Raw genomic sequence first — 23,877 nt, 5'->3', positions numbered from 1 at the left:
ACGTGGTTCTAGGCGGCAGACCTCGCCGTCGTCGGTTGCCCGATCGATCGCTGCGAAAGTTGCGAGGAGATCGTTAGGGTTTTCATTTGCACTCCAGAAAGGAGACCCAGTTCGCAAGCTCGGTCTGGCGTATCGCGTCACTAACGATATCTGCGTCCAGTCCGAGACGCCATGCGATGTCATGCCGCTTCGGGTTTGCTTCGAGCGCGGACAGGTCGGCGGCATATCGTTCGAGTTCGGCAAGATCAGCGAAAAAGCCCTCGTCGACCAGGGTCTGGCCGTAACGACGGATCACGGAGGCTACGTCGTGCAGGCGATATTCAGGATGATACTGCACGCCCCAAAATACGCCCCGCCCGCAGCGGATCTCCGCTGCCTGCACCTCACTGATCGCATTTCGTGCCGTGATGACGGTGTTCGCCGGAAGGCGGGTAACGATATCGCTGTGGATGGCCGGCGCGTCGAATGCCGCGGCGCGACGCGCATGCATTGGATGCAGGTGCCCCTCCGTGGTCAGCGTGATCTTGCGAGCGAATGCCACTTCCCGACCTGCGGGATTGAGCCCAACCTCCCCTCCTGCCGCCACCGCCGCAAGCTGCAATCCCCAGCAAGACCCGAACATCGGAATCCCGCGAGCAAAGACCTCGCGGACAAACTCGATCTGCCGCATCGACTCGGCTTCGTGCTGGTAGATGTTGAGCGACGAGCCGGTGATGGCAACGCCATGATAGGCATCGATTGGCTGAGGCAGCGAAGCGCTTTCGTCAGCTCCAAGATAAATATCGACCGCCGCCTGGGGGGCCAGGGTCCGGAGTAGATCGGCGTAGCTCTCCCCCGGAGTCGCACCCGCAGTTTGCGCAATCCGGCGGCGGCCGGGTGGAGAGTTGCCCTCAAGAACCAATAACCGCAGCAAGCCTATCTCCCGAGGTCACCGCGGATCGCGGCCAGCGTGAGTTGCTCGAACTCGGCTTCGGTCAGTGACCGGGGATTGGCGCCAGCGGTCGGATCCTTGACTGCATCCCTCGCAATCGTTTTGGCATCTGCTTCCTTGACGCCGAGCTCCGCCAGCGTGTGCGGTACCCCAAGATTCTTCCGCAAGGACATAATCCAGTTCAGCACAGCATCGAAATCACGGCCCGGCAGATCGAGTGCGCGAGCAATGTGCGGGATCTTGTCAGCGATGGCTTTCCTGTTGCACACCATTACGTAGGGGAAGAGGACGCCGTTGGTGAGACCATGGTGCGTATCGTATCGTGCGCCGACGGGGTGCGACACCGAATGGATCGCGCCGAGCCCTTTCTGAAAAGCCGTGGCTCCCATCGACGCTGCTGCGAACATGTAGGCGCGAGCTTCCAGATCGCTGCCGTCAGCGACGGCGCGTGGCAAATAGGTGTCGACGATCTTGATGCCCTCCAACGCCACGCCGTCGGCGAGCGGATGAAAGGCTTTCACACAATAGGCCTCGAAGCAGTGCGCCAGCGCATCCATGCCCGTCGCCATGGTCAGGAACGGCGGCAGGCCGACCGCAAGCTCCGGGTCCTCGACGGCGACCTTCGGCATCATCAAGGGGTGAAAGATGATTTTCTTTTCGTGCGTGTCTTCGCGGGTGATCACGCCGGCGCGCCCGACCTCGGAGCCGGTGCCGGCGGTGGTAGGCACCGCGATGATGGGGGCGACGCCGTCGGTGTTGGCCCGTGTCCACCAGTCGCCGACATCCTCGAAATCAAAGACCGGCCGCGACTGGGCCACCATGAACGCCACGCACTTGCCGACGTCGAGTGCCGAGCCGCCGCCGACCGCGACAACACCGTCGTGACCACCCTGCTTGAACGCCACAACGCCGGCCGTCAGGTTGGACTCGACCGGATTGCCTTTGACATCGGAGAAGATGCTGATCGGGATTCCAGCGTCGCGCACGCGCCGTGCAATGCTCGCGATCATGTCAGACTTGGCGAGTCCTGCATCCGTGACAAGCAATGGCCGGGTAATGCCATGAGCCCGGCAGAGATCCGGCAACTCGGCGATGCGCCCGGGTCCCGCAACGACGCGCGTCGGAAAATTCCAGGCTCCAGTGATTTCAACGCGCATGGACAGCTCAATGCTCCACTCGAAGACGATATGATTTGGACCAATCGTTCACGATGTCACTCTTGGAAGCGTCGGGTTTCAGATGATCTCAAAATAGCGGGCAAGTTCCCAATCGGTGATCGCCTTGCGGAATTCACGCTCCTCCCATTGCCGTGTCATGGCAAAATGCTCGACGAAGAGCTTGCCGAATAATTCTCGGGCAATGGCAGATCCGGCGAGCCGATCCGCAGCCTCCGACAATGTACGCGGCAACGCGCGGGCAGCTGCATGCTTCATGTCATAGGCATTACCGGTGATCGGCTCATCAGGCTCGATCTTGTGCTCGATGCCCCAGAGCCCCGAGCCGAGCGCGGCGGCGATGGCCAGATATGGATTGATGTCGGCAGCGGCGATTCGGTATTCGACGCGCTGGCTCGACGGCGATCCCGGTATCACGCGCAAGGCGCATGTGCGATTTTCGATGCCCCAGGTGGCGTCGGTCGGAGCCCAGAAACCCGGGATCAGTCGCGAATAGCTGTTCACGGTCGATGCGACCATGGCCAGAAGTTCAGGCAGAAGCGCCTGCTGGCCTCCGACGAAATGACGCATGGTGTCAGACATGTAGCCCGGACGGCCGCTTTCGTGGAATGCCGGCTTGCCATCGGCACCGCGCAGCGACAAATGCAAATGGCCGGACTGGCCAGGATAGGCACTCGACCATTTGGCCATGAACGTCACCATCTTGCCCTGACGTTCGGCCCATACCTTGGAGAAGGTCTTGAACAGGACCGCGCGGTCGGCGGCGGCAAGCGCATCCGTGTACTGGATGGCGGCTTCCAGCACGCCAGGCCCCGTTTCGGTGTGAAAGCTTTCCAGCGGAATGTCCATCTCGTCGCATAGCGCGAGCAGCCCGCGATGGAGATCCGCCTCGACCGACGAACGCAGTACGGAATAGCCGAACCAGCCGGGCGTGAGGTTTTTCAGATCGCGAAAGTTCTTCTCCCTGATGCTGTGCGGTGTCTCGTCGAAGACGAAGAACTCGAATTCCGCAGCGACCGTGGCGGCAAATCCCATCTTGGTCGCCCGATCGATCACGCGCTTCAGAAGTCGCCGCGGGCAGATCTGCGCTGCCGCGTCATCAAACTCGCCGAGAAAGAACAGCATGCCCGGCTCGGTCGGCAATTCGCGACAGGTGGCGGGATCAATGCGGGCGGTCGCATCTGGAAATGCGGTGTGCCAGCCGGTGAAGGTCGACTTGTCATAGAGCTGGTCACTGGAGTCCCAACCGAAGATCACATCGCAGAACTTGAAACCCGATTCGAGCGCGTTGAAAAACTTGTCCCGCGCCAGATATTTGCCGCGGATGACGCCGTCGAGATCGACCACGCCGAGCTTGACGTGGGACAGATGGCGCGCTTCGATCAGCGCACGGGCATCTTCAGCAGTCTGTACGTTTCTCGCATCCATGGACTGGATCTCGGTTGGCGTGGCGGCGGATGAGCGTTGGTCAGACCGGGCAGATCACATCTTCACACGCCGTGACGAACATGTCCTGTGTGTACTAAAACTTAACACGTGCGTAGCGATGATGAAGTCCGCCCAGGATGGCGCGTGACCTGATCACACCGGCTCGCTGAACCAGGCGAGAAACCGGCGCATCCTTGTTCAGGGGTCGATGTGTTCTGACGCTATTGTAATAGTTGGCGTAGGATTGCAGCACTCGACGCAGATGGACCTCGCCCAGGACAATGATGTGGTCCACACACTCACGCCGGATCGATCCGATCAGGACGCGACCATGCAGCCTGCGCCTCAAGACAATCAACTGATGTCGAAGCATCGCGTTCTCAGCCTCAAGTTCGACTTGAGCGGCGAAGCCAGGACGGCCAGAACGAAACAGAACAGTCCCATCATTCCACCAGCTTAGGCGATGCCGTCGCATCATCAACTGAGATAGGTTTTCGGTACACCACCACCAACCCGCTGTGGTTCCGGGGGCCGCAATGACAAGCTCCGGTGGAGTCGCTTGTCGTAGAGTGGCTTATTGCGTTCCGCCTTCGCGTAGGCAGCTCGAAATGGCTCTGATGGGGAACAAGCTTTAAGGTGCAAGCGTCCGAGCCACCCGAAAACCAAGATACCTGAGCCGATAGTCGGAGGTGAACCAGTAGCGGCTCGCAGAGCGGAGGAAGGCGGGAGCAAGGAGAAAGGATCCGCCGCGCACGACACGGTGATAACAATTACCGCCCTCAATCCAAGCGGAGCCATCCGTCGGCGAGCCGTTGTAGGTGTCGTGGTAGCAATCCTCCGTCCACTCCCTGACATTGCCCTCCATGTCGTAGAGACCGAACCCGTTAGCCGCAAACGAGCCGACCGGAGCGGTTTGCCTGGCGTCCCATTGGCTGCCGCAGGAATGGCAGTTGGCATTGTTCGTGCCCACGTCGTCGCCCCAAGCATAGGTCGTCTGCGTGCCGGCGCGCGTCGCATACTCGTATTCGGCTCCCGAGAGCAGCCGATACGGCTTGCCGGTCTTTTTCGACAGCCAAGCGATGTATACCTTGGCATCGTCCCACGAAACGTTGACCACGGGTCGACGGCCACCGCCCCAGCCTTCATCGGAGGGCCTGTAGCCGTTGCAGCCGCCACCGGCCGCGCACGCATCCCATTCCTCGAAGGTCACCTCAAACCGGCCCACTGCAAACGGTCGAGCAATCGTGACCTTATGTTGCGGGCCTTCCTCGGCAGAACGCTCCGGCTCGTTCGCCGGTGATCCCATCATAAAGCTCCCGGCCGGCACCACCACCATCTCCGGGCATTTCGGACATTCCTTAAACGTGTCCTTCGGCTTCAGCTCCCCCTCCCGCGAAGGCTGTAGCGGCGCAGTCTGAGCCGAGGCGGGTGTCACCGAGGCGATGATTGCGGCTGCAAGCACGCATAGCCCAATCAACGATGTCAGCACTGGCGCAGCGCGCCACCGCCGACCGACTTCGTAGCCGATGAATTCCGGGAACTCAGCGATAGAGGACATGAAATACATCCGTCAGCGAGGGCAGGAAGCTGGTTAAGAGCAGAGAATAGCAAGAGCGGAAGGCTCCGGAATGCCCACCATTAGCGTCTTTCGCGGCGAGCGTCGATCGATCACGCGCTGGACGTAAGAATCTCCTTAGTCCCACTCGGTTCAGTGAGCGGTTTTGTATCCCTGAAACCGACCCGCGAAAGCACGATGTAGAACGCGGCGACGTTCATCAGCGCCCAGATGGCAAAGCCCAGGGTGTAGCCGCCCAAAAGTTGCTTGCTGGTGGCCAGGATGATCGTCATGGTGAAGCCACAGGCCGCGCCGGCGGCCTTGGCCAGTCCGCTGACCGCACCGACATGCACAAAGTACATCGGAATCAGCTTGATGACCGCTGCCGCGGCGGCACCGGACAGCAGCGCAAGTCCATACATGGCAAACAGCACGAGAGGCAGCGAAATCTGCATGGCCATAAGCAGGGCCAGAACGACCATAATGCCAAACAGCCAGCTCAGGATTCTAAATGTATCTGACCGGTCGGCCAGCCAGCCGCCCAGCGGTCGGGTGGCCGCGACACAGATCACCAATGGCGGAGTGTACACCATAGACGCTTGAATGGCATCCACATGCCACTGATCGAGCAGATAGATCGACATCGCCGACGCGAAGAAGGTAAGGGTGCCAAAAGAGACCCAGTAAAGGTACGGCACTAGCCACACCACCACGCCCGAACGGTACACGGCGACGATTTCACGCAGCGACGTCTTCTTGAGCTTTCTGTTCGGCGGATCGGACGTAAAGAACCAATAGACCAGAGCCATCAACAGTGTTGCAACGCCGAAGATTGGGAATATCAGGCGCCAGCTATCCGGGCCGCTCAGGACACCGGTTATCAGGAAAGTGACGGTCACCATGCCAACGGTGATTCCGACATTGCCCATACCAAAGATGCCAAGCGCCGTACCCTGCTTCGATTTGGGGTACCACGACGATACATGAGCGTTGCCGACCACGAAGGTGGCGCCTCCGAGTCCGAGCAGCGTTCCCACTAGCAGAAAGGTGTAATAGCCTTGTGCGAAGTACCCGAAAAACAGGGGAAGGGTGATACTCAGAAGCAGAAGCGTGAAAACGCTCCGGCCGCCGTACTTGTCCGCCAAGATGCCGAGCGGGATGCTGACCGCCGCCGCGAAAAAGGGCTCCATCGCCGTCAGGACAAGCACCTGGGTCGCGCTGAAATCGTACCACTTAATTAGAAAAGGGGCGAGCGCGGCAAACATTCCCCAAACCGCAAAACCGAGCGCAAACGCCAGGGACGATATCCATAAAACCCTGGAGTTCCCCGAGGGCTCGACCGTCGCATCAGCCGCGATAACTGGATTTTCCACGCCTGCTCCCAGACTCAAAGAGACCGCACTTGCATCAACACGAAGCTCAGCTCTGCTTATGCCTTGTGACGCGCGAGCAATACGCCCGGCGAGTCACAGGCGGCTTTTAGTCTTCAGGTTAACTAGTTTACAGAGTATCTCTCAGCAACTTTCGCGTCTACCAATTTCTGACAGGCCACGAGAGCGCGGGCCGCTGGCAGCACATCCACATCGTCAACGCGGACCCATAGCCTCGATCCGACCCTCAATCATCGGCGACGATGATCCGCGTGCGATTGCCGGTGCGCTTCCGAGATGGACGTACCCTTCGCGATCGAGCAGCGTGGATCGCTGGGTGATTGAGTAGATGCGTGATGCCGTCGTGTGACGTCAGACGAAAGCAGGCTCCCCTCGGCAGCCGTTCCTTACTGGACACCGTTATGAGCGAGCATTAGGCTTTGCAGCGAGGGGCGTGATCAGAGAGCGAGAGTAGCATGGTTCCTCAGTGGCGGTATCAGGTTAGATTCGATGTAAACGATTCCGCCCTCGCGGAATCAATACGAAGAAAAGTGCAAGAACCGGCGCTGGCACAGCTCTTCGATGTCCTCGCCAGACATCATGCCACGCCGAAATCTCAGTTCGACGCCTTTTCGGAGTATGTCACCGTAGCAGAAGAGCGCGGCGTCGAAGGCTATCCGCTTTATCACTGGACCAAGGCAACGATCGAGGACTTGGAAAAGAAGAAAAAATATTTGAAATCCTTTACGCTCTATGTGGACAACAGTGAGGTCTATACTAAGGAGATCGCTGACAGCTTGGAGTCCGATTTGCAACCGCTCGCCACAAGCGGGCTCATTGCGCGAATATCCAAGTACGATACGAATCCCGCAAATAATCCTCAACCACCGCAGCGTAGCAGCGAGCAGGGTTAGTCTATTAGTCGTGGGGCCGGTGACTAGCACTAATCATGGGCGATCAATGGCGCGGATCACTAGCGTGAATCTCCGGCAGATTGATTTTTGATTCACAATCGGGCGATGGCCACCGAACAAGACGACTCGATGTGGCGATCGGCGGCCGACTTGCGATCCTGAGACATCGGCTAAGGATGGCCCCGATCCGTTGGCGGCTACCACTATGCCGCACGGTCTCGTAACGCGACTTCGGCCTCAGCATCCAGGTCGTCGAGAACCGCCTCAAAGGCAGCGATTGCACTTTGGATGGAAGCGATTTCCGCAATCTGTTGTTCCGACAGCGGGCCATGTTGTCCCATCAGCGCGACAATCAAGTCGCGGCGCCGCTCCTTCAGTTGAACAAGGGGCAATCCGTGATCTTCGAGCAACGCGGGCATCGTAACAAATCTCCGCCGACGCCTGGACAATAGCTAAGAAGTACTGAGATCAATTTTCACTAACGCCTAAAATTATTCGGATCGGGGTAATAATAAGCGACTGCCTATAGCGAAAGAAGCTACCGCTCTACCACCGAGACGAGTCCAGCCGGCCGAGAGACCAGCCCGGACCAGATAATGCGGGACTGGCATTAGAGAGAGCTTTGTCTAGTTCGATCATTACGGTTCAGCGCCGCTGCAACTTCTCCACTCCTCCCCAAGGCGAAACGAGAATCGACGGACGCCCGGACTTTTTCGTTGCGTTCTCGCAACCGATCAAAGAGCCAGTGGAAACCCCGCCGGTATAAGGATTATCCAAGTTACAGGTTTTACCCTCGAAAGCGCCGCACGAATAACCTTGGGAGTTATAAGTGTTGATGCTTACAAGTGACCCACCATTCACGCCGCTCGGTGCAATGCACATGCAACTACATCTTCCGCCGCTGCCTTGTTTCGGCAGTGCGTTCGCAAGCTGAGGCATAGCAACAACGAAGGAAAGGAGAGCAGCTAATTTTAAGCTGTTTCGAATCAACATGATCGTTTCTCCACACTACTAACTGTTTTGTTAGTGTGGAGAGCAGACGTTCGGTTCAAGGGCCCCAATAATGCGGCCTTCTCGGCGGAGAAAACCGTGCCTCACGCCGCGGCGATATCCGTGCGAGATTTTCGGAACTACGCAATGCACCGCCCGAGTGGTCGAAACAGTATATGAAGCTCGAATTTCCCACGCTTTAGTTATGTTCCTCGGAACAACGACCGAACGTACCAACCCTGTATTTTTGTTGTTCGCAGCCTCACCAATCATCTTTGGTGGTGGGGGCGTTGCGTGAGTGTCGTTTGAGACTGGCGTGTTGAAGTGTTATCCGCGCGCACGCCGTCGTACGACAATCAACGCGATCAAACGCAATCTTGTCCTCGCATAGTGCAGCGCTCCGCTTCAGCGGCTTGCGACACTTGCTCCAAAAATCAGCGCCTTCTGAAGGATTGTCCTTCGTATCCCGGAAGCTTGCCAGGGCAGATCACCGAAGCAGCGGACCATTCGGGCGAGGTTCAATCCGGCGAAGCGATCGAGGTGCTAAAACAAACACCCCTCCTCATGCCAACCCGTCCGTTCGCAACGACAGTTCGACTGGCATCATCCCGGGACCAGTATCACGCGCCGGGATCAGCGCGACGGTCCGGCCGCAGGCCGTTATTCTGAGCTGAAGGGAACCCTGCCAGGAACGGGAATTTCTGAATCAGAGCGAGCGGCCGAAAACGGATACATCCACGAACGGAGACAGCCGCTCACAAAACCAGGGTCAAAAAGCCCCGCCAACGGCGGGCCTTTTTTCTATTTCTACCTTGCAAGAATTCGATGCTCCGCGCGCTAGCCGTGGGGAGCGAACAACTCCCCTCAGCAGCTTTGTCGCTTTCGAAGCCCGAATTTGCGCTATCCGCAGCGGCGCACGCGCACACCGTTCACCCACACGGTTCGGCAGACCCGAGCCGGACGCACCACCGGAGCAACGACTACCGGACGGCGCACGACGGCCGCTCCTCTGGCTCCTGCGCAGCCCGCGCGATAGACACCACGGGCGCAAACAACCGCATTCGCGTCTGTCGTTTCAGCAATGAGCGCTCCGAAAGAAACAGCAACGGCGGCAACAAGCAACAATGAACGCATATTCAGCCCTCATGTTTGTGGGTTAAGGGACGACCGAACGGATCGAATTCACAACCTACTTTTTCTCCGCGGCAGTCAGGACTTTCCTGCAATCAGCAGTGAGCTTGTTGCTCGATTTGGAAAGACAAACGATAATTCTGCCTCCACCCGGAGCGACGCCTTTGCAGAACTTTTCGTAGTCACCCATGCATGCACTTCGTTGCTCGGAGGTGAGCTCCTGCGCGAACGCGGTACCGGAAATACAAAGAAGGCTAGCTATCAGTGCGGCGCGTATCATCTGCAAACTCCTTTTTTAAAAATACAAGAACCAGACTCACCTTGCTTCAATGGCTGTCGCCGCAGCGCGATCGGAGATTATTGCTTCCTGATCGCAGAATGGCTGTACTAAAACTCCGGAACGACGATTGCCATTAATGGACACAGATTCTCCCGAGAGTGGATCATGCAAAACTTCAAAAGCAAATGGCTCACGTTTTACGCCGAGAATATCGAACAGGCTTCAAAGGAAATCTTCAGTCACGTCGAGAAAATGATCGTCGCGACGTTGATCATATCGGCAGGCGCTCATGTCTCCAGTCTCGATTCGGCGGTACTCCTGTTCGGCTATTTACGTCATGATCTTATCGGCCGCGGCGTCGAACTATTTGGTATCATTCTTCTGATTTTGAATTTTTTCGATGGCCTCTACAAATTGGCGAAAGTGAGCTGGCATGTCGGCTATCAGGTCATCATGTCAATATGCTACCTGATCCTGAGCGTCAGACTGATTGAATTGATCCTAGCATTTCGCAGCGAATAACGCACCGTCCATAACTTTACAGATCGTGGCGCGCTGACAACGCTCATTGCGCCGCAAATTGAGCCAGAACATCCCTGCAGGCGGGTGACAGCGAAGCCGACTTCACAGCCAGACATTGCACGATGCGGCCGCCACCAGGGGCAATGCCTGCGCACAATGCGCGCACATCACGTCCACATGCCGATCTCACCACAAACAACTCTTCGCGTGGCCGCACTGGCCGTAACACCAATGCGGGTGCAGCAGCAGGCATCGCGGCAGCCGGGCTGCTGGTCGCCGTTCCCGCTGCAGCGGCACCGCCACCGACTGCGCTGACGGCCTTCTGGCAGCCCGCGGACAGCTTCGACCTGTTCTTTTCGAGACAGCTCAGCGCAGCGGGACCACCAGTCGGCACGCTGGCGCAATTCCTTTGGTAGTCGGAACGGCAGGCACTGCGCATGGCGGCAACCTGCGCATCAGTCGGCTGCGTTGCCGGCGCACTCGCCGCCGCCTTGGGAGCAGCGGAAGCCGAGGCGTTCGCTGGCGCGGAAGCTGGCGGAGCGGCAGCCGGAGCGACCTCTGCTTTGGGCGCGGCAGCAGGCTCGACGGCGACTACTGCTCGCTGACAGGAAGCCGAGAGCTTTGACATATTCTTCTGCAAACATTGCAGGGATGCAGCGCCACCGGGCGGTACGCTGGCGCAATTCGCCTCATAGTCCGCCCGGCAAGCGGACCGAATTGCATTACGCTGCTCGTCTGTTGGTTGCTGCGAGAACGCCGGCCCCGCAATGACAAGGCCGATTGCTGCCGTGAAAATCCATTGGCCCAGCGCACGTCCGAACGTGGTGCTCATTCAAATGACTCCTTGTCTATCGTCGCTCGGGCATTGCCCGATGGAATTAACGCTTCAAAACAGTTCGTCACAATTTCCGCCAACCCCCATCATTTTCTTTTTTGAGTTCCACCGCAAGCAGATTGTTGCTACTCATAGGGGTCTGTTTTTGAACCAGAACATTTTGCTGCAAGTATTATGATGGGGCACGGGAATGAAGCCCACGTTTCCGGCGAGATACATCAAGCTTCCCGACGCGACGAGACGCAACGCGTCGAGTGCAGCTCGAATTTCTCTGATCACGTTTTCACTGTTCGCGCTAACCGCTTGCGAACAGAATAGTTTTGTGCCGCCTCCGCCACCCAAGGTGGATGTCAGCCTTCCGGTACGGCGCAGCATCACACGTTATCTCACCGCCACCGGCAACACCGCGCCGATCCAAACCGTCGATCTCGTGGCGCGGGTACAGGGCGTCCTTCAGTCGATCAATTACGCCGACGGCACGTTCGTAAAACAGGGGACGACCCTGTTCACGATCGAACCTGAAACCTACAAACTGAAACTCGAACAGGCCCAGGCCGCCGAAGCCGGCGCACAGGCATCGCTGAAACAGGCCGACGCCGACTTAAAGCGCCAATCGAGTCTCGTGACCAGGCAGGTCGTTTCGCAAGCGACCGTCGATCAATCGACGTCGTCCCGCGACAATGCGCAAGCCAATCTGCAACAGGCTCAGGTCAATACCAAGATCGCGGCGGTGAACTATGGATACACCAACGTGCTCGCGCCGTTCGACGGCATCGTAAGCGCGCATCTCGTTTCGGTTGGCGAACTCGTCGGCGCGTCATCGCCAACGCAACTCGCGACCATAGTCCAGTTCGATCCCATCTACGTAAACTTCAACGTCAATGAGCAAGACGTCCTGCGCGTAAGGGCGGCCGCCGCGCAGCAAGGGCTCACCGCGAAGGACCTCAGGGAAACGCCCATCGAGGTCGGGCTGCAGACCGAAAGCGGCTATCCGCACAAGGGCAAGTTGGACTACGCCTCGCCGACTCTCAATCAGGCGACGGGGACGCTGGCGGTTCGCGGCATTCTGCCGAACGCCGATCGCGTCTTGCTGCCCGGTTATTACGTCCGGGTCCGCGTTCCACTTGAGCAGCAGAAAGACGCGTTGCTGATTCCCGATATCGCATTGGGCAGCGACCAGGCGGGACGATATGTGCTTGTGGTCAACAGCGGGAATGTTGTCGAGCAGAGAAAAGTCCTGACCGGGCCTCTGGAAGGCGATCTCCGCGTGATCGAGAACGGCCTGAAAGCGGACGACCGCGTCGTCATCGCGGGCCTGCTCCGCGCCATTCCCGGCCAGAAGGTCGATCCGCAGTCGCAGAAAATAGAACAGCCGCGGGCCTCCGCAAACTAGGGTCGGCCATGATTTCGAAATTCTTCATCGAACGGCCCGTTCGTTCCAACGTCATCGCGATCCTGATGGTGCTGATCGGCACGGTCGCTCTGTTCAATCTGAGCGTGGCGCAATATCCCGACGTGGTGCCTCCGACAGTGCAGGTCACCACGCGCTATCCCGGCGCCAGCGCCAAGATCGTGATCGATACCGTGGCGCTGCCAATTGAGCAGCAGGTGAACGGGGTCGAGGGAATGCTCTATATGCAATCCTATAGCGGCGCCGACGGCACCTATACACTGACCGTGACGTTCAAGATCGGCACCGATCTCAACTTCGCGCAAGTTTTGGTCCAGAACCGGGTTTCCAGCGCACTTTCGGCTCTCCCACAATCGGTTCAGAGCCAGGGAGTGACGGTACAGAAGCGATCAACGGCAATCCTCTTGTTCGTGACGCTGACATCGCCGAACGCCACTTATGACAGCCTTTATCTGAGCAACTACGCGACCATTAACATACGGGATGAGCTATCCAGGCTGCCCGGCGTGGGCAACGTGACGGTGTTCGGCGCGGGTCAGTATTCGATGCGCGTCTGGCTCGATCCGAACAAGCTGCAGGCGCTCGGTCTGATGCCGCAGGACGTCATTCAGGCTGTCCAGCAGCAAAGCCAGCAGGTCACCGCAGGTCAGGTTGGAATGCCGCCGACACCGGTAGGACAAGATTTCCAGTATACGCTGAACGTCAACGGGCGGCTGGACGACACGGTCGAATTCGAAGATATCATTGTCAAGACCGGCAGCAACGGCGACGTCACGCGGGTGCGCGACGTAGGGCGCGTTGAACTTGGAGCTCAGACATACAGCCAGGTTTTCTCTCTCGACAAGAAGCCGGCCACCGGCATCGGCGTATTCCAATCGCCTGGCGCAAATGCGCTCGAAGTCGAAAAAGCGGTCAAAACAAAAATGGCCGCGCTGGCGGCTGGATTTCCACAGGATGTAAAGTTCAACATTCCGTTCGATACGACCAAGTTCGTCTCAGCGTCGATCAATGAAGTTTACAAGACGCTGATCGAGGCCGGCTTTCTCGTTCTCATTGTCATTCTCGTTTTTCTGCAGGACTGGCGAGCCATGCTGGTCCCGGCGACGACGGTACCCGTCACCATCATCGGCGCATTCGCCGCAATGGCGGCACTCGGCTTCACCATAAACCTGTCGACGCTGTTTGCGATCGTGCTGGCTATCGGAATTGTGGTTGACGACGCCATCGTCGTGGTCGAAGGCGCTGCCCACAACATCGAACAAGGCATGTCCGGCCACGATGCCGCTATCAAGGCGATGGACCAGTTGTTCGCGCCAATCATTGGGATCACGTTGGTTCTGGTATCGGTATTCCTGCCGGCCGCGTTTCTTCCGGGATTAACCGGCCGCATGTATGCGCAGTTCGCGCTCGTGATCGCCGCGACCGCGTTGATCAGCGCTGTCAATGCCGCGACTCTGAAACCAACGCAATGCGCCTTGTGGCTCCGACGTCCGGTCCCGCCGCAACAACGAAATTGGTTCTATCGCGGCTTCAACTCGGTTTACGACCGGATCGAGAAACGTTATGCGGCGCTGATCGAGCGCATGGTCGCGCATAGTAGCCTGTCGATCGTTTTTGCGCTGATCCTGATAGGCGTCGGCGGATATGGCCTGTCACGGGTGCCGACGGGCTTTATTCCCATCGAGGACCAAGGCTACCTGCTCGCCGCGGTGCAGTTGCCCGACGGCGCATCGCTCGACCGTACCCAGCGCGTGCTGGATCAGGTCAGCGACATGGCTGGCAAAACTCCCGGTGTGGCACAGATTATCAGCATTGCCGGAATATCGGCGCTCGACAGCAGTTCGAGCCTTGCCAATGCCGGTGTCGCATACATCATCCTGAAGGACTGGGATATGCGAGGCGCCGGAGAGGATCTACGATCCCTCGTTGTCGGACTTAACCAGAAGCTGGATGCGATTCCCGAAGCGCGGATCATCGTGCTCCCGCCCCCGCCGATCCAAGGTATCGGAAACGCTGCCGGTTTCGCGCTGCAGATCCAACTGCGCGACGGCAATTCCGACTTCGGCAAACTACAGGCTATCACTCACGCCGTGGTGGCCAACGCGCAGACCCAGAGCGCCCTTCAGCGCGTCAGTTCGTCATTCCGCTCCATGGTGCCGCAGTTCGATGTTGAGGTGGACAGGATCAAGACCCAGACCCTCCATATTACCACCGATCAGGTATTTTCGGCGCTGACGTCGTATCTCGGTTCGTCCTACGTCAATCAGTTCAACAAATTCGGCCGCACCTTTCAAATATACGCCCAGGCGGATTCACAATTCCGGCTGACCACGAAGGATATTGAGAATCTGACGGTGCGTAATCAGCAAGGCGCGATGATACCGCTCGGCACGCTCGCGAGAATCACGCCGACGGTGGGACCCTCGCTCATCAGTCTTTACAATCTTTACCCTTCTGCGACCGTCGTCGGCCTTCCATCGCAGGGTTACAGTTCCGGTCAATCGATCGCGCTGATGGAACAGATTGCTGAAAAGACGCTGCCGCCAGGCACTGGTTACGAGTGGACGGCGATGTCGTATCAAGAGAAGGCCGTCGGCAATCAGATGTACTATGTGTTCGGCCTCGCGATGCTGCTGGTGTATCTCGTGCTGGCGGGACAATACGAAAGCTGGTTCGCGCCGGTCGCTGTCATCCTGGCCGTGCCGCTTTCCCTGCTCGGTCCCATGGCGGTCCTCACGGGTCTGCGGATCGAGAACAATCTTTATACTCAGATCGGGCTGATCCTGTTGATTGCCCTGTCGGCCAAAAACGCCATTCTGATTGTCGAAGTTGCGCTCGAACTCAATGTCCGCGACGGCAAACCGCTTCTCGAATCAGCAGTCGAGGCAGCGAGAGCGCGATTCCGGCCGATCCTGATGACATCGTTCGCTTTCATTCTCGGTGTGGTGCCGTTGGTTTTTGCAAGCGGAGCCGGCGCGAGCGCCCGCAAGTCGATCGGCATCACTGTTTTCAGCGGCATGATCGCCTCTACTTGCCTGGCGGTTCTCTTCGTTCCAACGTTCTTTGTCATCGTTCGGCGCTTTGAAAACTGGCTTCAGGAGCGCAAGGAAAGAAAAACAGCTAAACGATCCGTCGCTCCGGCCGCGCCTTGAGAAAAACCCTGCCTGAAGTGGGCATCTGTCTCCCCTGCTCCCGCGATGACCGTTGGCGCCTGCAGTCGCGCCCAAGTCACACGCGCGCCGAACCGTGTCCCTCCACGGAAATTGCGGCAGTCCTTTTGCTTACGGAAATGCGAGTTGGATCGCCACCTCCTCGGCCTCAAGAGCATCCTGATGGAGCCTTCGACAATGGACTGGCTGCATCCACCGTGCCTCCGATTTTGCATCATCATAATTGGCCTACGGTTCACTGCGTGACCTTAATCACATTCATTTGCCTGGCGAGGCCGTACACCTCTGATCACTTCAACCCAAGGAGATCAGACATGTTTCGCAAACTTGCTATCGCTCTCGTAGCTGTTGTATCCCTCGTCGCTCCTGCCTCCGCTCATGGCTTCGGCGGTCATGGTGGTCACAGCGGTCACTTCGGCGGCCATTTTGGTGAACGTCACTTCGGACATCACTTCCATGGCGGCCGGTTCTTCCGCGCCGGGTATGTCGGGGATTCCTGCTATCGTACCGTGTTCACGGACCTGGGGCCGCGCACGATCGACATCTGCGAGTAAATTGTGAGCGCCTCAGGTCAACGCTTGGGGCGCTCACCCTTCTCAAGCTCAGCCGAAGATAGTCCCCGGCAACGGCTATCAGGCTAAAGTACCATAGGCTTTCATTGTCTGCCGGTGGGAGAACAGTCGATCGGTGCGGCAGCACGCCTGATACCTGCTTCTGCCCGCCTAGCAGGATGCTCGGCTATTGAGCGCGTTTGTCGCACAGCCCGACTCCAACCCCAGTTGGCAGATGCTGAACTATCGTTGCGGCAGATCTCTGGAACGATCGTCTTGACGATGGATACATCAGCCGCGGCGGCGACCTTGGCATCGTGAGTGATCAGGATGAGGCCCTCCTGGCATGCGGCCGTTATCATCAGTTCCCCTGCCTTACACTTTTCATCTTACTGCCTTGCTGAGGTCAAAGCGCAGGGCCTCTTTACACATGCAACAAATTCGGAACTCCTATATTGTTCAAATTGCAACCTGCTGGCGCTCAGACAGATCCGCACGACGCTATCGCCGCGCAGCTTCGTGACCTGGCGCCGCGGATCAACCATGAGACGTCTCAAACTAAAGAGATGTACGCATCGACGGAGGCATCTCAGCCCGAAGGCGTATCGTTGTCCCAGGCTGCTCCGGTGAACAACAACGTCGACGCACTCCTCAAAACAATCCCCCGCGCGCGATCTAATCGCGGTATCTTAAAAGTGCTGTTGGCCCTTTGTGCCGGCGTTGCCGCAACGACGGCCTGGCATTCCTATGGTGAAGAGACGAAACAGAAACTTTCGCGCCTGATACCGCAACTTTTAATGGAGGCTCCTGCCTTTGTACAAGGCGCCACGGCAGATGAACCGCAGGACACAGCAGCTCGAGCAGCCGCGCCTGAACCAACTGCCGAAGAACCCGCGCAAAAAGCCGCGACGGTAACACCCGAGCCATCAACACCGTCGGTGGATCCGGTCACGACCTCGACGCAAGCCCCACCGACCCTAGCCGCGCCTTCAGCCGAAACTGCGCAGTTACTCGAAGCAATGGCGAGAGATATCGCCGCGCTGAAACACGCAGTCGATGAGCTGAAAACCAATGAACAGCAGCTACGCCGAGAGACCGCGATGGCCGCAGAGCGCGAATCACACCCAAAGCCCGCGCAACATCAGGCAAAGCCTGCGCTGCCACAGCGACAACGCGCGTCAACTCCACCGGCAATTCCATACAGTCCCTCCTCTTCGCCGCCACCGGCGACCACAAGGCAGATGCACCCGCAAGGACCGATACAACGCGACGCCTACGTCCCGTCGCAAGCCCCGGTATCCGCCGCCGCGCGAGTTCTGCCGCAGCCGGGCGACGACAGCTCTCCCCGGCCACCGATGCCGGTGCAATAACAACGCGGCGAAGAACAGCAGCAAGAAGATCACATACTGTGAATCGGCGGTGGGGTTCAGATCACCGCAGGTGTCCGCAGTAACGCCAGAAAGACAATCGAAAAGCCGATCGGAGTGGGTCATGATCGGCGCCGACCAACGCCACTCCGACAGCGGCAGCGTCAGCTTCCATACAGACCGCCGGCTATTCATGCTCCCGCAAAAGCCGTACGTGCTCCGCAAGCATCACAGGCTTGCCAGCTTTATCTGACTGTGGTTTCTTCGATATAGAAATATGAATATATCGATAGCGACGGCGCAAATATGCCCGTTGCGACACTCCAGTCCGTTGGCAATTCTGATGACTGATAGCGTATACGCATCGAGTGACAGATGTTCTGCGCCTCGTCGGTCTTGGCTTCGAACGATACCTTTTGACCTTCTCCAAGGCCATTGAGTCCGGGCGCGCTGAACAGCGCTGATGTGCACGAACACGTCATTGCCGCCACCATCCGGCTGGATAAACCCAAAGCCTTTTTGGCTGTTAAACCACTTTACCGTACCTGTAGACATTCTCTTCTCCGCATCATCATAAAGAAAACCCGCGCCATCCGCCGAAGCGAACAGCGCGGAAAGTTCTGCTTGGGAACGTTAGCGACTTGGACTGGTCACTACCGCCTTGCGGCGGATACGGACGGATGAGAAACCTCTCCACACGTCGTATTCCATTAAATATCACGAAGTGCTTCAAATTGTATAGCTGAATTTCGTATGGTCATGGCATCGGCTAGCGGACGCACAAGCAGCCCGATTGCCGCCACAATCATGATCGGCGCCTGACACTTTAGGAATGGACATCTCTGCGTTGGCTACAATATATTCATATAACTATAACGAATGGGGCATCAGAAAGTTAAAACCAAAAAGCGAAAACGGAGGAGTGGCATGTCGCAATTCTCACCGGAATTCACCCGAACACTATGCGCAGCTCTTGATGATGCTGCCACCCAAATCCAGTCAGATTCCGCAACAAGGCATTGATGGCGGAACAGATTCTGAAGGCCGCAGCGGATGGTGTTTATCGCCGAGAGGATCTGACCGACATCGCCATTAAGGCAGCCCGCATGGAAGCACTGGTCGCCTCTGGCGGGCTATCCAAGCCGAAATAGGAAACCCGCCGAAAGCAAGGGACGCCTGAAGGTGTTCTGCGGGATTGCGATTCAGCATCGATCCCGCAGTGAATGCCGGCGGCTGAAATTTTCCCACTGATGTGCTCCCGCGCTATGCGCATAAATCTCGAGAAGCACACGCGCTCACTGAAAGCGCTATGTCCTCACCCATTCCGGAGGATCCATGGCCAACGCAAACGGCAACTATCACTGGCCTCACTCGGACAGCGAGCGCAACCCATCGATGGCGGAGCGCTTCCTCTCCTATCTCAAACGGTTCTGTCCCTATTTGATCTGATGGGGCCGGAGGCGACACCTCCAAGGGGTGGGGCGGCGCTTTGCCGGCTGCCGGTTTGGCGATCCGCCGCGCGGACCCGGGGCCGCCGCTTCTGACGTTCGCCCACCGGTCTGTTATTTAAGGGGATCGTACAACCGTATTCGCCAGAGTGAAAATCACGCGCGAGCAACACCAGATTGCTTCCGTGTGGTCACAGCTTCAATCTTCGACAGCAACGTCGCGGACAGCGGTGTCGCAGCGGCAGCGACATCTTGGCGGACTTGCTCGGGATTTGTCGTACCCGCGATCACGCTTGCCCACCGCGGGTCTTGCGAGCAGCCAACCGATCGCCCAGCCTCAGCACTCGCCGGCGCGCTTGGTGTGCTGGCCGAGACGAAGAACGCCGGAAAGCAGGACGCGTGGCTAAGCGCGGGTCTTTCAGGGACGGTCGCAGCGATCTACCCCGGCACCTGAGCGCGACGCTGGCGGCGCTCCGGCGAGGCCGACGGCATCGACGCCTAGGTTTCCTTACGCGTTCACCACACTGCGGACGACAATGAGCCGACCAAAATCGGGCAACATTTGGACCTTTTATGTCGGTAGGGCCTTCGTAGATCCAATAGGGAATGAGATCAGCGTCGTTCTTCGCTTTCGATCGCGCTCGTTCGAACATAATCATCGCGCCGTTGGTGCGGCGCTGACTCGCGCCCGCCGAATTGCGGCGGGCGCGAGTTCGTACTCTTGTTAATGCGTCGCGGTATCGCCTACCATTCCAGCTTCTCCATCTTGCGCAAGACGATGTGGGTGTCGCGCGTAAAGATGCCGGTCGGCCCCCAGTAGTTCCAACCGTATGTGAACTGGGCATAACCACCGGCCAGGAACAGCGGGTTGATACGAATACGCGTCAGACTGTTGTGCCCGCCGCCGCGCCACTTACGCTCCTGCGACTTCGGAATGTACACCGTACGCTCGACCGCGTGGTAGTACATGCAGGTGCCAGGCTGAATACGCCGGCTCACGTTCGCGCGGGTCACGACCACACCGTTGTCGTTGTAGACCTCGACCCAGTCGTTATCCTCGACACCAATCTTCTCAGCATCCCTGTCATTGATCCAGACCGGATCCATGCCGCGAGACAGCATCAACATACGGTGGTTATCTTTGTAGGTGGAGTGAATGTTCCACTTACCATGCGGCGTGATGTAGTTCAGCACCAGCGAGCGTTCATCCACCCGGCTCTTCACGATATCGCCGGTCTTGCGCGGGTTAAGCCGCGGCTTGTAGGTCGGGATATGCTCGCCGAAGTCGAGATACCACTGATGATCAAGGTACAATGATTGCCGGCCGGTCAGTGTCCGCCACGGCACCAGGCGTTCCACGTTCATGCACCAGGCCGAGTATGCACGACCATCGTTAACCAGACCCGTCCAGCAGGGGCTCGTGAGAATCCGTCTCGGCTGACGCGTCAGATCAAAGAACGTCGTAGAGACACTCCGGGTAGGCTCAGCCAAGTCGACCAGCGGGAGACCGACGTGATGCTCCTCGTTAAGGAAGCCTTGATAGCTCGCCTCCCCGTTCGCCTCCGGCGCGCACATCAGCACGGTGTTGCAGGCGTCCAGCACGTCCTCGAGACTCGGGTAACGCTTGCCGCCCCACTCCACACACCGCATGTGGCGCGGATCGGGCATCGGCATGATCGGGTTGTCGAGCATCTGGTCGTACTGCTTCTTGATCGGAATCTGCACGCCGACAGCAGAAACACCGTCCTCTCGCGCTTTCGGTCCGAACGAGATGAACTTGTTGTACAAGTTCGCATAATCGCGCTCGATCACGCGCACGTGTGGAAAGGACTTACCGGGCACCGGCTTGCACTCGCCCTCGGCCCAGTCCAGAATTTCCGGCTGCGACATCTCGTCGGGGGTATCGTGCATCAGCGGCTGAAGAACCACGTCACGGAACGGCTTCGCAAACGCCAGCGGAGACAGCTCGCTGACCTTCTTGGCGATCAGCTTGAAAATCTCCCAGTCCGTCTTGGACTCCCACACCGGCGGAACCGCCTGTCCCAGCACGTGCAGGAACGAGTGCAAGTCCGTCGTATTGAGATCGTTCTTCTCGTACCAGAACGCCGTCGGTAGCACGATGTCGGAGTACAGCGCCGTCGTGTTCATGCGGAAGTTGATGTCAATAACGAGATCATACTTTCCGCGCGGAGCGGTCTCGTGATACTTAACGCTCTTCGACTTGCCCTTCGCACGATCCTCGGCGATCACGTTGTCGTGCGCCCCGAGGTAGTGACGCAGGAAGAACTCGTGTCCCTTGGCGCTGGACTGGATCGCGTTACCGCGCCAGATGAACCACAACCGCGGCCAATTCTCCTCGGCATCGGGATCATCGATCGCCAAATTCAACTTCTTGCTGGCCACGTTGTCGACGACGTAAGTCGCAATATCTTCCGTTGTCTTCGCGCCAGCACGCTCTGCCTCTGCCACAACTTCAATCGGATTGCGGTTGAAGTGCGGGGTGAACGGCATCCAGCCACAACGTATCGACTTCGCCTGAAGGTCGATCGCATGCCCCTTGGCCCAGCGCGGATTCGGCGCCGTCAGGCCGTACTCCGTGAACTCCTGCTCGTAGCGCCACTGACAGCTATGGGCATAGTGCCAAGTCGACGACTGCACAAGCCGCGGCGGCTTGGACCAGTCCAGAGCTAGAGCCACCGTGGCCCATGGTGCAACCGGCGCGAGCTTTTCCTGGCCGACGTAGTGGTTGATACCGCCGCCGTTGACGCCGCAGCAACCGCACAGGATCAAAGCGACCGTAGCCGATCGGTAACAGAGGTTATTATAGTAGAAGTGGTTGGCACTGGCGCCCACGATCACCATGGATTTGCCGTTCGTGAGCTCTGCGTTGGTCGCAAACTCACGCGCAAATCTGATCACCGTTTCGCGACCGATACCGGTGTGCCGCTCCTGCCATGCCGGTGTATACGGCGCATCCTCGTCGTCATAGCTGGTGGCGAACGAACCTTCCAGGCCGCGGCTGTGACCGAACTGCGACATCATGATGTCGAAGCCGGTAGCAACGAGCACATCACCCTTGTCGGTCGCGATGCGCTTCACCGGCACGCCGCGCGAGATGACGCGGCCGTTCGAAAAGTCGTCGAAGCCGACCTGCACCACCCCATCGGAATGATCGATGAAGCTGAGCACCGGATCGATCGGGCTGCTGTCCAGGGTATCTTCGGCAGACAGGTTCCACTTGCCGTGCGTGGACCCCCAGCGATCACCGACCTGCCCCTTGAACGCACGCGGCTCGCCGCTCTTTTCGTCGATAACGAGCATCTTCCAGTCGCCGTTTTCGACGTCCCGGTAGCGCGCGACACGCTTCGAACGCAGCAAGCGTCCCGTCTTGTACGTGTTTCCGTTGGGCTCCAGTTCCACCAGGAACGGAAGATCGGTGTAACGCTTGATGTAATCGACGAAGTACGGAACCTGACGATCAATGTAGTACTCCTTGAGGATAACGTGATTGACCGCCATCCACAACGCCGTGTCCTGCCCCGCCTGAATCGGAATCCATTCGTCGCAGTACTTGGCAACCTGGCTGAAGTCCGGCGCAAGAACCACGAACTTGGTTCCTTCGGTACGAGCCTCCGCGATGAAATGCACGTCCGGAGTACGCGTCATGTTCATGTTCGACGCCATCGAAACAATGAACTTGGAATTGTACCAGTCGGCGCTTTCGCACACGTCGGTCTGATCGCCCCAGATTTCCGGGAACGACGTCGGCAGATCGGCGTACCAGTCGTAGAAGCTCATGCACCCGCCGCCGAAGAGCGACAAAAAGCGGGTACCGGCCGCAAACGACAGCATCGACATCGCCGGGATCGGCGAGAAGCCCATCACCCGGTCCGGCCCGTGCTTGCGCGCGGTGTACAAGCAAGCCGCAGCAATCAGTTCGCTCAGCTCTTCCCACTTGGCGCGGCGATAACCACCCTTGCCGCGCGCCTTCTGCATGCGCAGGCGCTTTTGCTCATCGCCAACTATAGAAGCCCAAGCCTGCACCGGATCCGGATGCGAAGCCTTCGCTTCCTTCCACATGTCGTAAAGCGGTCCGCGGATGTATGGATACTTTATCCGGATCGGGCTGTAGACATACCAGGACGCGGAGATGCCACGCTGACAGCCACGCGGCTCGTAAGGAGGCAGACTGCGCTCAAGAAGCGGATAGTCGGTCTGCTGCATCTCCCAAGTGATGATTCCGTCCTTGACGTAGATCGCCCAGGAGCAGCCACCGGTGCAGTTCACGCCGTGCGTGCTGCGGAAGACGTTATCGTGGGACCAGCGATTGCGGTAGAACTCTTCCCACTTGCGCTCTCGGGGATTAACAAGGTCGAGTATCCAGCTCATCAGCGTCTCCTCGGTGTGTTCGTCCGGCCGCGAGGTCGGTTGTCACTCACATTTGTCACTCAGAATTCTTTGACCTGCTTCTTAAACGCGCCTTTCCTTCTCCAACGGACTACCCTTCGCCGGGAGGTGCTATTCCTCCCGTCGTTTGTCGTGGCAGAGTTACGCCGCGAGAGTCCGCCCGCTCATTTGCAGACAAACAAATTCATCAACTTGGGTTCGGGGTAAACGCTCCCACCACGATCAAGACCGCAGTAAGAGTCATCAGCCTTGCGGGCGGTTTGGGGCGACTTCATCCCAGATGATTTGCTACCATAGACTAGGGTTGTTGATTTCTGCAACGGCGCAATCCATGCGCGATGTGACGATCACCTCTGCGCTAATCGCGATGGTCGACCAAATGCGCAACGTTG

Annotated in this window: 19 protein-coding genes and 1 pseudogene; 9 read left to right on the top strand and 11 right to left on the bottom strand. The window is 58.2% G+C overall.

Annotated features, from left to right (window positions below):
* Positions 1 to 82: 82 nt before the first annotated feature.
* From ACSZOQ_RS03300 to ACSZOQ_RS03280, 5 genes are all read right to left on the bottom strand, one after another.
* The gene (locus ACSZOQ_RS03300) at positions 83 to 913 is read right to left on the bottom strand and encodes a type 1 glutamine amidotransferase (RefSeq protein ID WP_439924609.1); all 831 of its coding nucleotides are present in this window, start codon (positions 911 to 913) and stop codon (positions 83 to 85) included.
* Positions 914 to 915: 2 nt separating this feature from the next.
* Positions 916 to 2,088, bottom strand: coding sequence for an iron-containing alcohol dehydrogenase (locus tag ACSZOQ_RS03295; RefSeq protein WP_439924608.1), 1,173 nt, complete (start codon positions 2,086 to 2,088; stop codon positions 916 to 918).
* A 78-nt stretch (positions 2,089 to 2,166) separates the two neighbouring features.
* Positions 2,167 to 3,534: a glutamine synthetase family protein gene (locus tag ACSZOQ_RS03290; RefSeq protein WP_439924607.1), complete on the bottom strand. Its 1,368-nt coding sequence runs from the start codon at positions 3,532 to 3,534 to the stop codon at positions 2,167 to 2,169.
* 631 nt (positions 3,535 to 4,165) lie between these two features.
* Entirely contained in the window at positions 4,166 to 5,092 is a 927-nt protein-coding gene (locus tag ACSZOQ_RS03285) for a formylglycine-generating enzyme family protein (RefSeq protein WP_439924606.1), read from the bottom strand.
* 110 nt (positions 5,093 to 5,202) lie between these two features.
* Positions 5,203 to 6,354, bottom strand: coding sequence for an MFS transporter (locus ACSZOQ_RS03280; RefSeq protein WP_439924605.1), 1,152 nt, complete (start codon positions 6,352 to 6,354; stop codon positions 5,203 to 5,205).
* Positions 6,355 to 6,935: 581 nt separating this feature from the next.
* Between ACSZOQ_RS03280 and ACSZOQ_RS03275 the strand changes: the two genes are divergently transcribed.
* Positions 6,936 to 7,373 (top strand): hypothetical protein, encoded by a 438-nt coding sequence (locus tag ACSZOQ_RS03275; protein ID WP_439924604.1) that lies wholly within the window; start codon positions 6,936 to 6,938, stop codon positions 7,371 to 7,373.
* 203 nt (positions 7,374 to 7,576) lie between these two features.
* Here the strand turns inward: ACSZOQ_RS03275 and ACSZOQ_RS03270 are convergent, their stop codons facing one another.
* The 3 genes from ACSZOQ_RS03270 to ACSZOQ_RS03260 all read right to left on the bottom strand — a co-directional run bounded on the left by ACSZOQ_RS03270 (position 7,577) and on the right by ACSZOQ_RS03260 (position 9,497).
* Positions 7,577 to 7,792, bottom strand: a complete 216-nt coding sequence (locus ACSZOQ_RS03270) for a hypothetical protein (protein WP_439924483.1) — start codon at positions 7,790 to 7,792, stop codon at positions 7,577 to 7,579.
* Positions 7,793 to 8,018: 226 nt separating this feature from the next.
* Positions 8,019 to 8,366 carry a hypothetical protein gene (locus ACSZOQ_RS03265; protein WP_439924603.1) on the bottom strand — a complete coding sequence of 116 codons (348 nt, stop codon included), beginning with the start codon at positions 8,364 to 8,366 and terminating at the stop codon, positions 8,019 to 8,021.
* Positions 8,367 to 9,263: 897 nt separating this feature from the next.
* Positions 9,264 to 9,497, bottom strand: coding sequence for a hypothetical protein (locus ACSZOQ_RS03260; RefSeq protein ID WP_439924602.1), 234 nt, complete (start codon positions 9,495 to 9,497; stop codon positions 9,264 to 9,266).
* On the opposite strand from ACSZOQ_RS03260, the gene ACSZOQ_RS03255 reads away from it, so the two are divergent.
* Positions 9,445 to 9,885, top strand: a complete 441-nt coding sequence (locus ACSZOQ_RS03255) for a hypothetical protein (protein WP_439926175.1) — start codon at positions 9,445 to 9,447, stop codon at positions 9,883 to 9,885. The genes ACSZOQ_RS03260 and ACSZOQ_RS03255 overlap by 53 nt on opposite strands.
* Positions 9,886 to 9,939: 54 nt before the next feature.
* Positions 9,940 to 10,296, top strand: a complete 357-nt coding sequence (locus ACSZOQ_RS03250; protein ID WP_439924601.1) for a hypothetical protein — start codon at positions 9,940 to 9,942, stop codon at positions 10,294 to 10,296.
* A 43-nt stretch (positions 10,297 to 10,339) separates the two neighbouring features.
* On the opposite strand, the gene ACSZOQ_RS03245 is transcribed toward ACSZOQ_RS03250, so the two are convergent.
* Positions 10,340 to 11,128, bottom strand: a complete 789-nt coding sequence (locus ACSZOQ_RS03245) for a cysteine rich repeat-containing protein (protein ID WP_439924600.1) — start codon at positions 11,126 to 11,128, stop codon at positions 10,340 to 10,342.
* A gap of 193 nt (positions 11,129 to 11,321) precedes the next feature.
* Here ACSZOQ_RS03245 and ACSZOQ_RS03240 point away from each other — a divergent pair, with 193 nt between their 5' ends.
* The 5 genes from ACSZOQ_RS03240 (at position 11,322) to ACSZOQ_RS03220 (ending at position 17,883) form a co-directional block, all read left to right on the top strand.
* Positions 11,322 to 12,524 (top strand): efflux RND transporter periplasmic adaptor subunit, encoded by a 1,203-nt coding sequence (locus ACSZOQ_RS03240; protein ID WP_439924599.1) that lies wholly within the window; start codon positions 11,322 to 11,324, stop codon positions 12,522 to 12,524.
* A gap of 8 nt (positions 12,525 to 12,532) precedes the next feature.
* Complete coding sequence (locus ACSZOQ_RS03235) at positions 12,533 to 15,694, top strand: efflux RND transporter permease subunit (RefSeq protein ID WP_439924598.1); 3,162 nt, start codon at positions 12,533 to 12,535, stop codon at positions 15,692 to 15,694.
* 332 nt (positions 15,695 to 16,026) lie between these two features.
* On the top strand, positions 16,027 to 16,266 hold the full coding sequence (locus ACSZOQ_RS03230) for a hypothetical protein (protein ID WP_439924597.1): 240 nt from the start codon (positions 16,027 to 16,029) through the stop codon (positions 16,264 to 16,266).
* Positions 16,267 to 16,718: 452 nt separating this feature from the next.
* Positions 16,719 to 17,633, top strand: coding sequence for a hypothetical protein (locus tag ACSZOQ_RS03225; protein ID WP_439924596.1), 915 nt, complete (start codon positions 16,719 to 16,721; stop codon positions 17,631 to 17,633).
* A 121-nt stretch (positions 17,634 to 17,754) separates the two neighbouring features.
* Positions 17,755 to 17,883 carry a hypothetical protein gene (locus tag ACSZOQ_RS03220; RefSeq protein WP_439924595.1) on the top strand — a complete coding sequence of 43 codons (129 nt, stop codon included), beginning with the start codon at positions 17,755 to 17,757 and terminating at the stop codon, positions 17,881 to 17,883.
* Positions 17,884 to 18,016: 133 nt separating this feature from the next.
* Here the strand turns inward: ACSZOQ_RS03220 and ACSZOQ_RS03215 are convergent.
* Positions 18,017 to 18,185 (bottom strand): annotated as a pseudogene (locus ACSZOQ_RS03215) (cold-shock protein); the annotation flags it as partial.
* A 467-nt stretch (positions 18,186 to 18,652) separates the two neighbouring features.
* Here ACSZOQ_RS03215 and ACSZOQ_RS03210 point away from each other — a divergent pair.
* Positions 18,653 to 18,781 carry a hypothetical protein gene (locus ACSZOQ_RS03210; protein WP_439924594.1) on the top strand — a complete coding sequence of 43 codons (129 nt, stop codon included), beginning with the start codon at positions 18,653 to 18,655 and terminating at the stop codon, positions 18,779 to 18,781.
* Positions 18,782 to 19,822: 1,041 nt separating this feature from the next.
* Here the strand turns inward: ACSZOQ_RS03210 and ACSZOQ_RS03205 are convergent.
* A complete protein-coding gene (locus tag ACSZOQ_RS03205; RefSeq protein ID WP_439924593.1) occupies positions 19,823 to 23,467 on the bottom strand; it encodes a nitrate reductase subunit alpha in 3,645 nt (1,214 codons plus the stop codon).
* Positions 23,468 to 23,877: the final 410 nt, after the last annotated feature.

The organism is Nitrobacter sp. JJSN, assembly GCF_051912485.1.
Classification (GTDB): Bacteria; Pseudomonadota; Alphaproteobacteria; order Rhizobiales; family Xanthobacteraceae; genus Nitrobacter.
Note: the sequence above shows the minus strand (reverse complement) of the source record. Positions and strands in the feature narration are given on the sequence as shown.

Coding starts and splice junctions, on each gene's coding strand:
- ACSZOQ_RS03210 (WP_439924594.1), top strand. CDS start 18,653: ATGGCGGAACAGATTCTGAAGGCCGCAGCGGATGGTGTTTATCGCCGA.
- ACSZOQ_RS03230 (WP_439924597.1), top strand. CDS start 16,027: ATGTTTCGCAAACTTGCTATCGCTCTCGTAGCTGTTGTATCCCTCGTC.
- ACSZOQ_RS03260 (WP_439924602.1), bottom strand. CDS start 9,497: ATGCGTTCATTGTTGCTTGTTGCCGCCGTTGCTGTTTCTTTCGGAGCG.
- ACSZOQ_RS03205 (WP_439924593.1), bottom strand. CDS start 23,467: ATGAGCTGGATACTCGACCTTGTTAATCCCCGAGAGCGCAAGTGGGAA.
- ACSZOQ_RS03235 (WP_439924598.1), top strand. CDS start 12,533: ATGATTTCGAAATTCTTCATCGAACGGCCCGTTCGTTCCAACGTCATC.
- ACSZOQ_RS03275 (WP_439924604.1), top strand. CDS start 6,936: ATGGTTCCTCAGTGGCGGTATCAGGTTAGATTCGATGTAAACGATTCC.
- ACSZOQ_RS03255 (WP_439926175.1), top strand. CDS start 9,445: ATGAGCGCTCCGAAAGAAACAGCAACGGCGGCAACAAGCAACAATGAA.
- ACSZOQ_RS03265 (WP_439924603.1), bottom strand. CDS start 8,366: ATGTTGATTCGAAACAGCTTAAAATTAGCTGCTCTCCTTTCCTTCGTT.
- ACSZOQ_RS03280 (WP_439924605.1), bottom strand. CDS start 6,354: ATGTTTGCCGCGCTCGCCCCTTTTCTAATTAAGTGGTACGATTTCAGC.
- ACSZOQ_RS03285 (WP_439924606.1), bottom strand. CDS start 5,092: ATGTCCTCTATCGCTGAGTTCCCGGAATTCATCGGCTACGAAGTCGGT.
- ACSZOQ_RS03250 (WP_439924601.1), top strand. CDS start 9,940: ATGCAAAACTTCAAAAGCAAATGGCTCACGTTTTACGCCGAGAATATC.
- ACSZOQ_RS03220 (WP_439924595.1), top strand. CDS start 17,755: ATGATCGGCGCCGACCAACGCCACTCCGACAGCGGCAGCGTCAGCTTC.
- ACSZOQ_RS03245 (WP_439924600.1), bottom strand. CDS start 11,128: ATGAGCACCACGTTCGGACGTGCGCTGGGCCAATGGATTTTCACGGCA.
- ACSZOQ_RS03290 (WP_439924607.1), bottom strand. CDS start 3,534: ATGGATGCGAGAAACGTACAGACTGCTGAAGATGCCCGTGCGCTGATC.
- ACSZOQ_RS03295 (WP_439924608.1), bottom strand. CDS start 2,088: ATGCGCGTTGAAATCACTGGAGCCTGGAATTTTCCGACGCGCGTCGTT.
- ACSZOQ_RS03270 (WP_439924483.1), bottom strand. CDS start 7,792: ATGCCCGCGTTGCTCGAAGATCACGGATTGCCCCTTGTTCAACTGAAG.
- ACSZOQ_RS03240 (WP_439924599.1), top strand. CDS start 11,322: ATGAAGCCCACGTTTCCGGCGAGATACATCAAGCTTCCCGACGCGACG.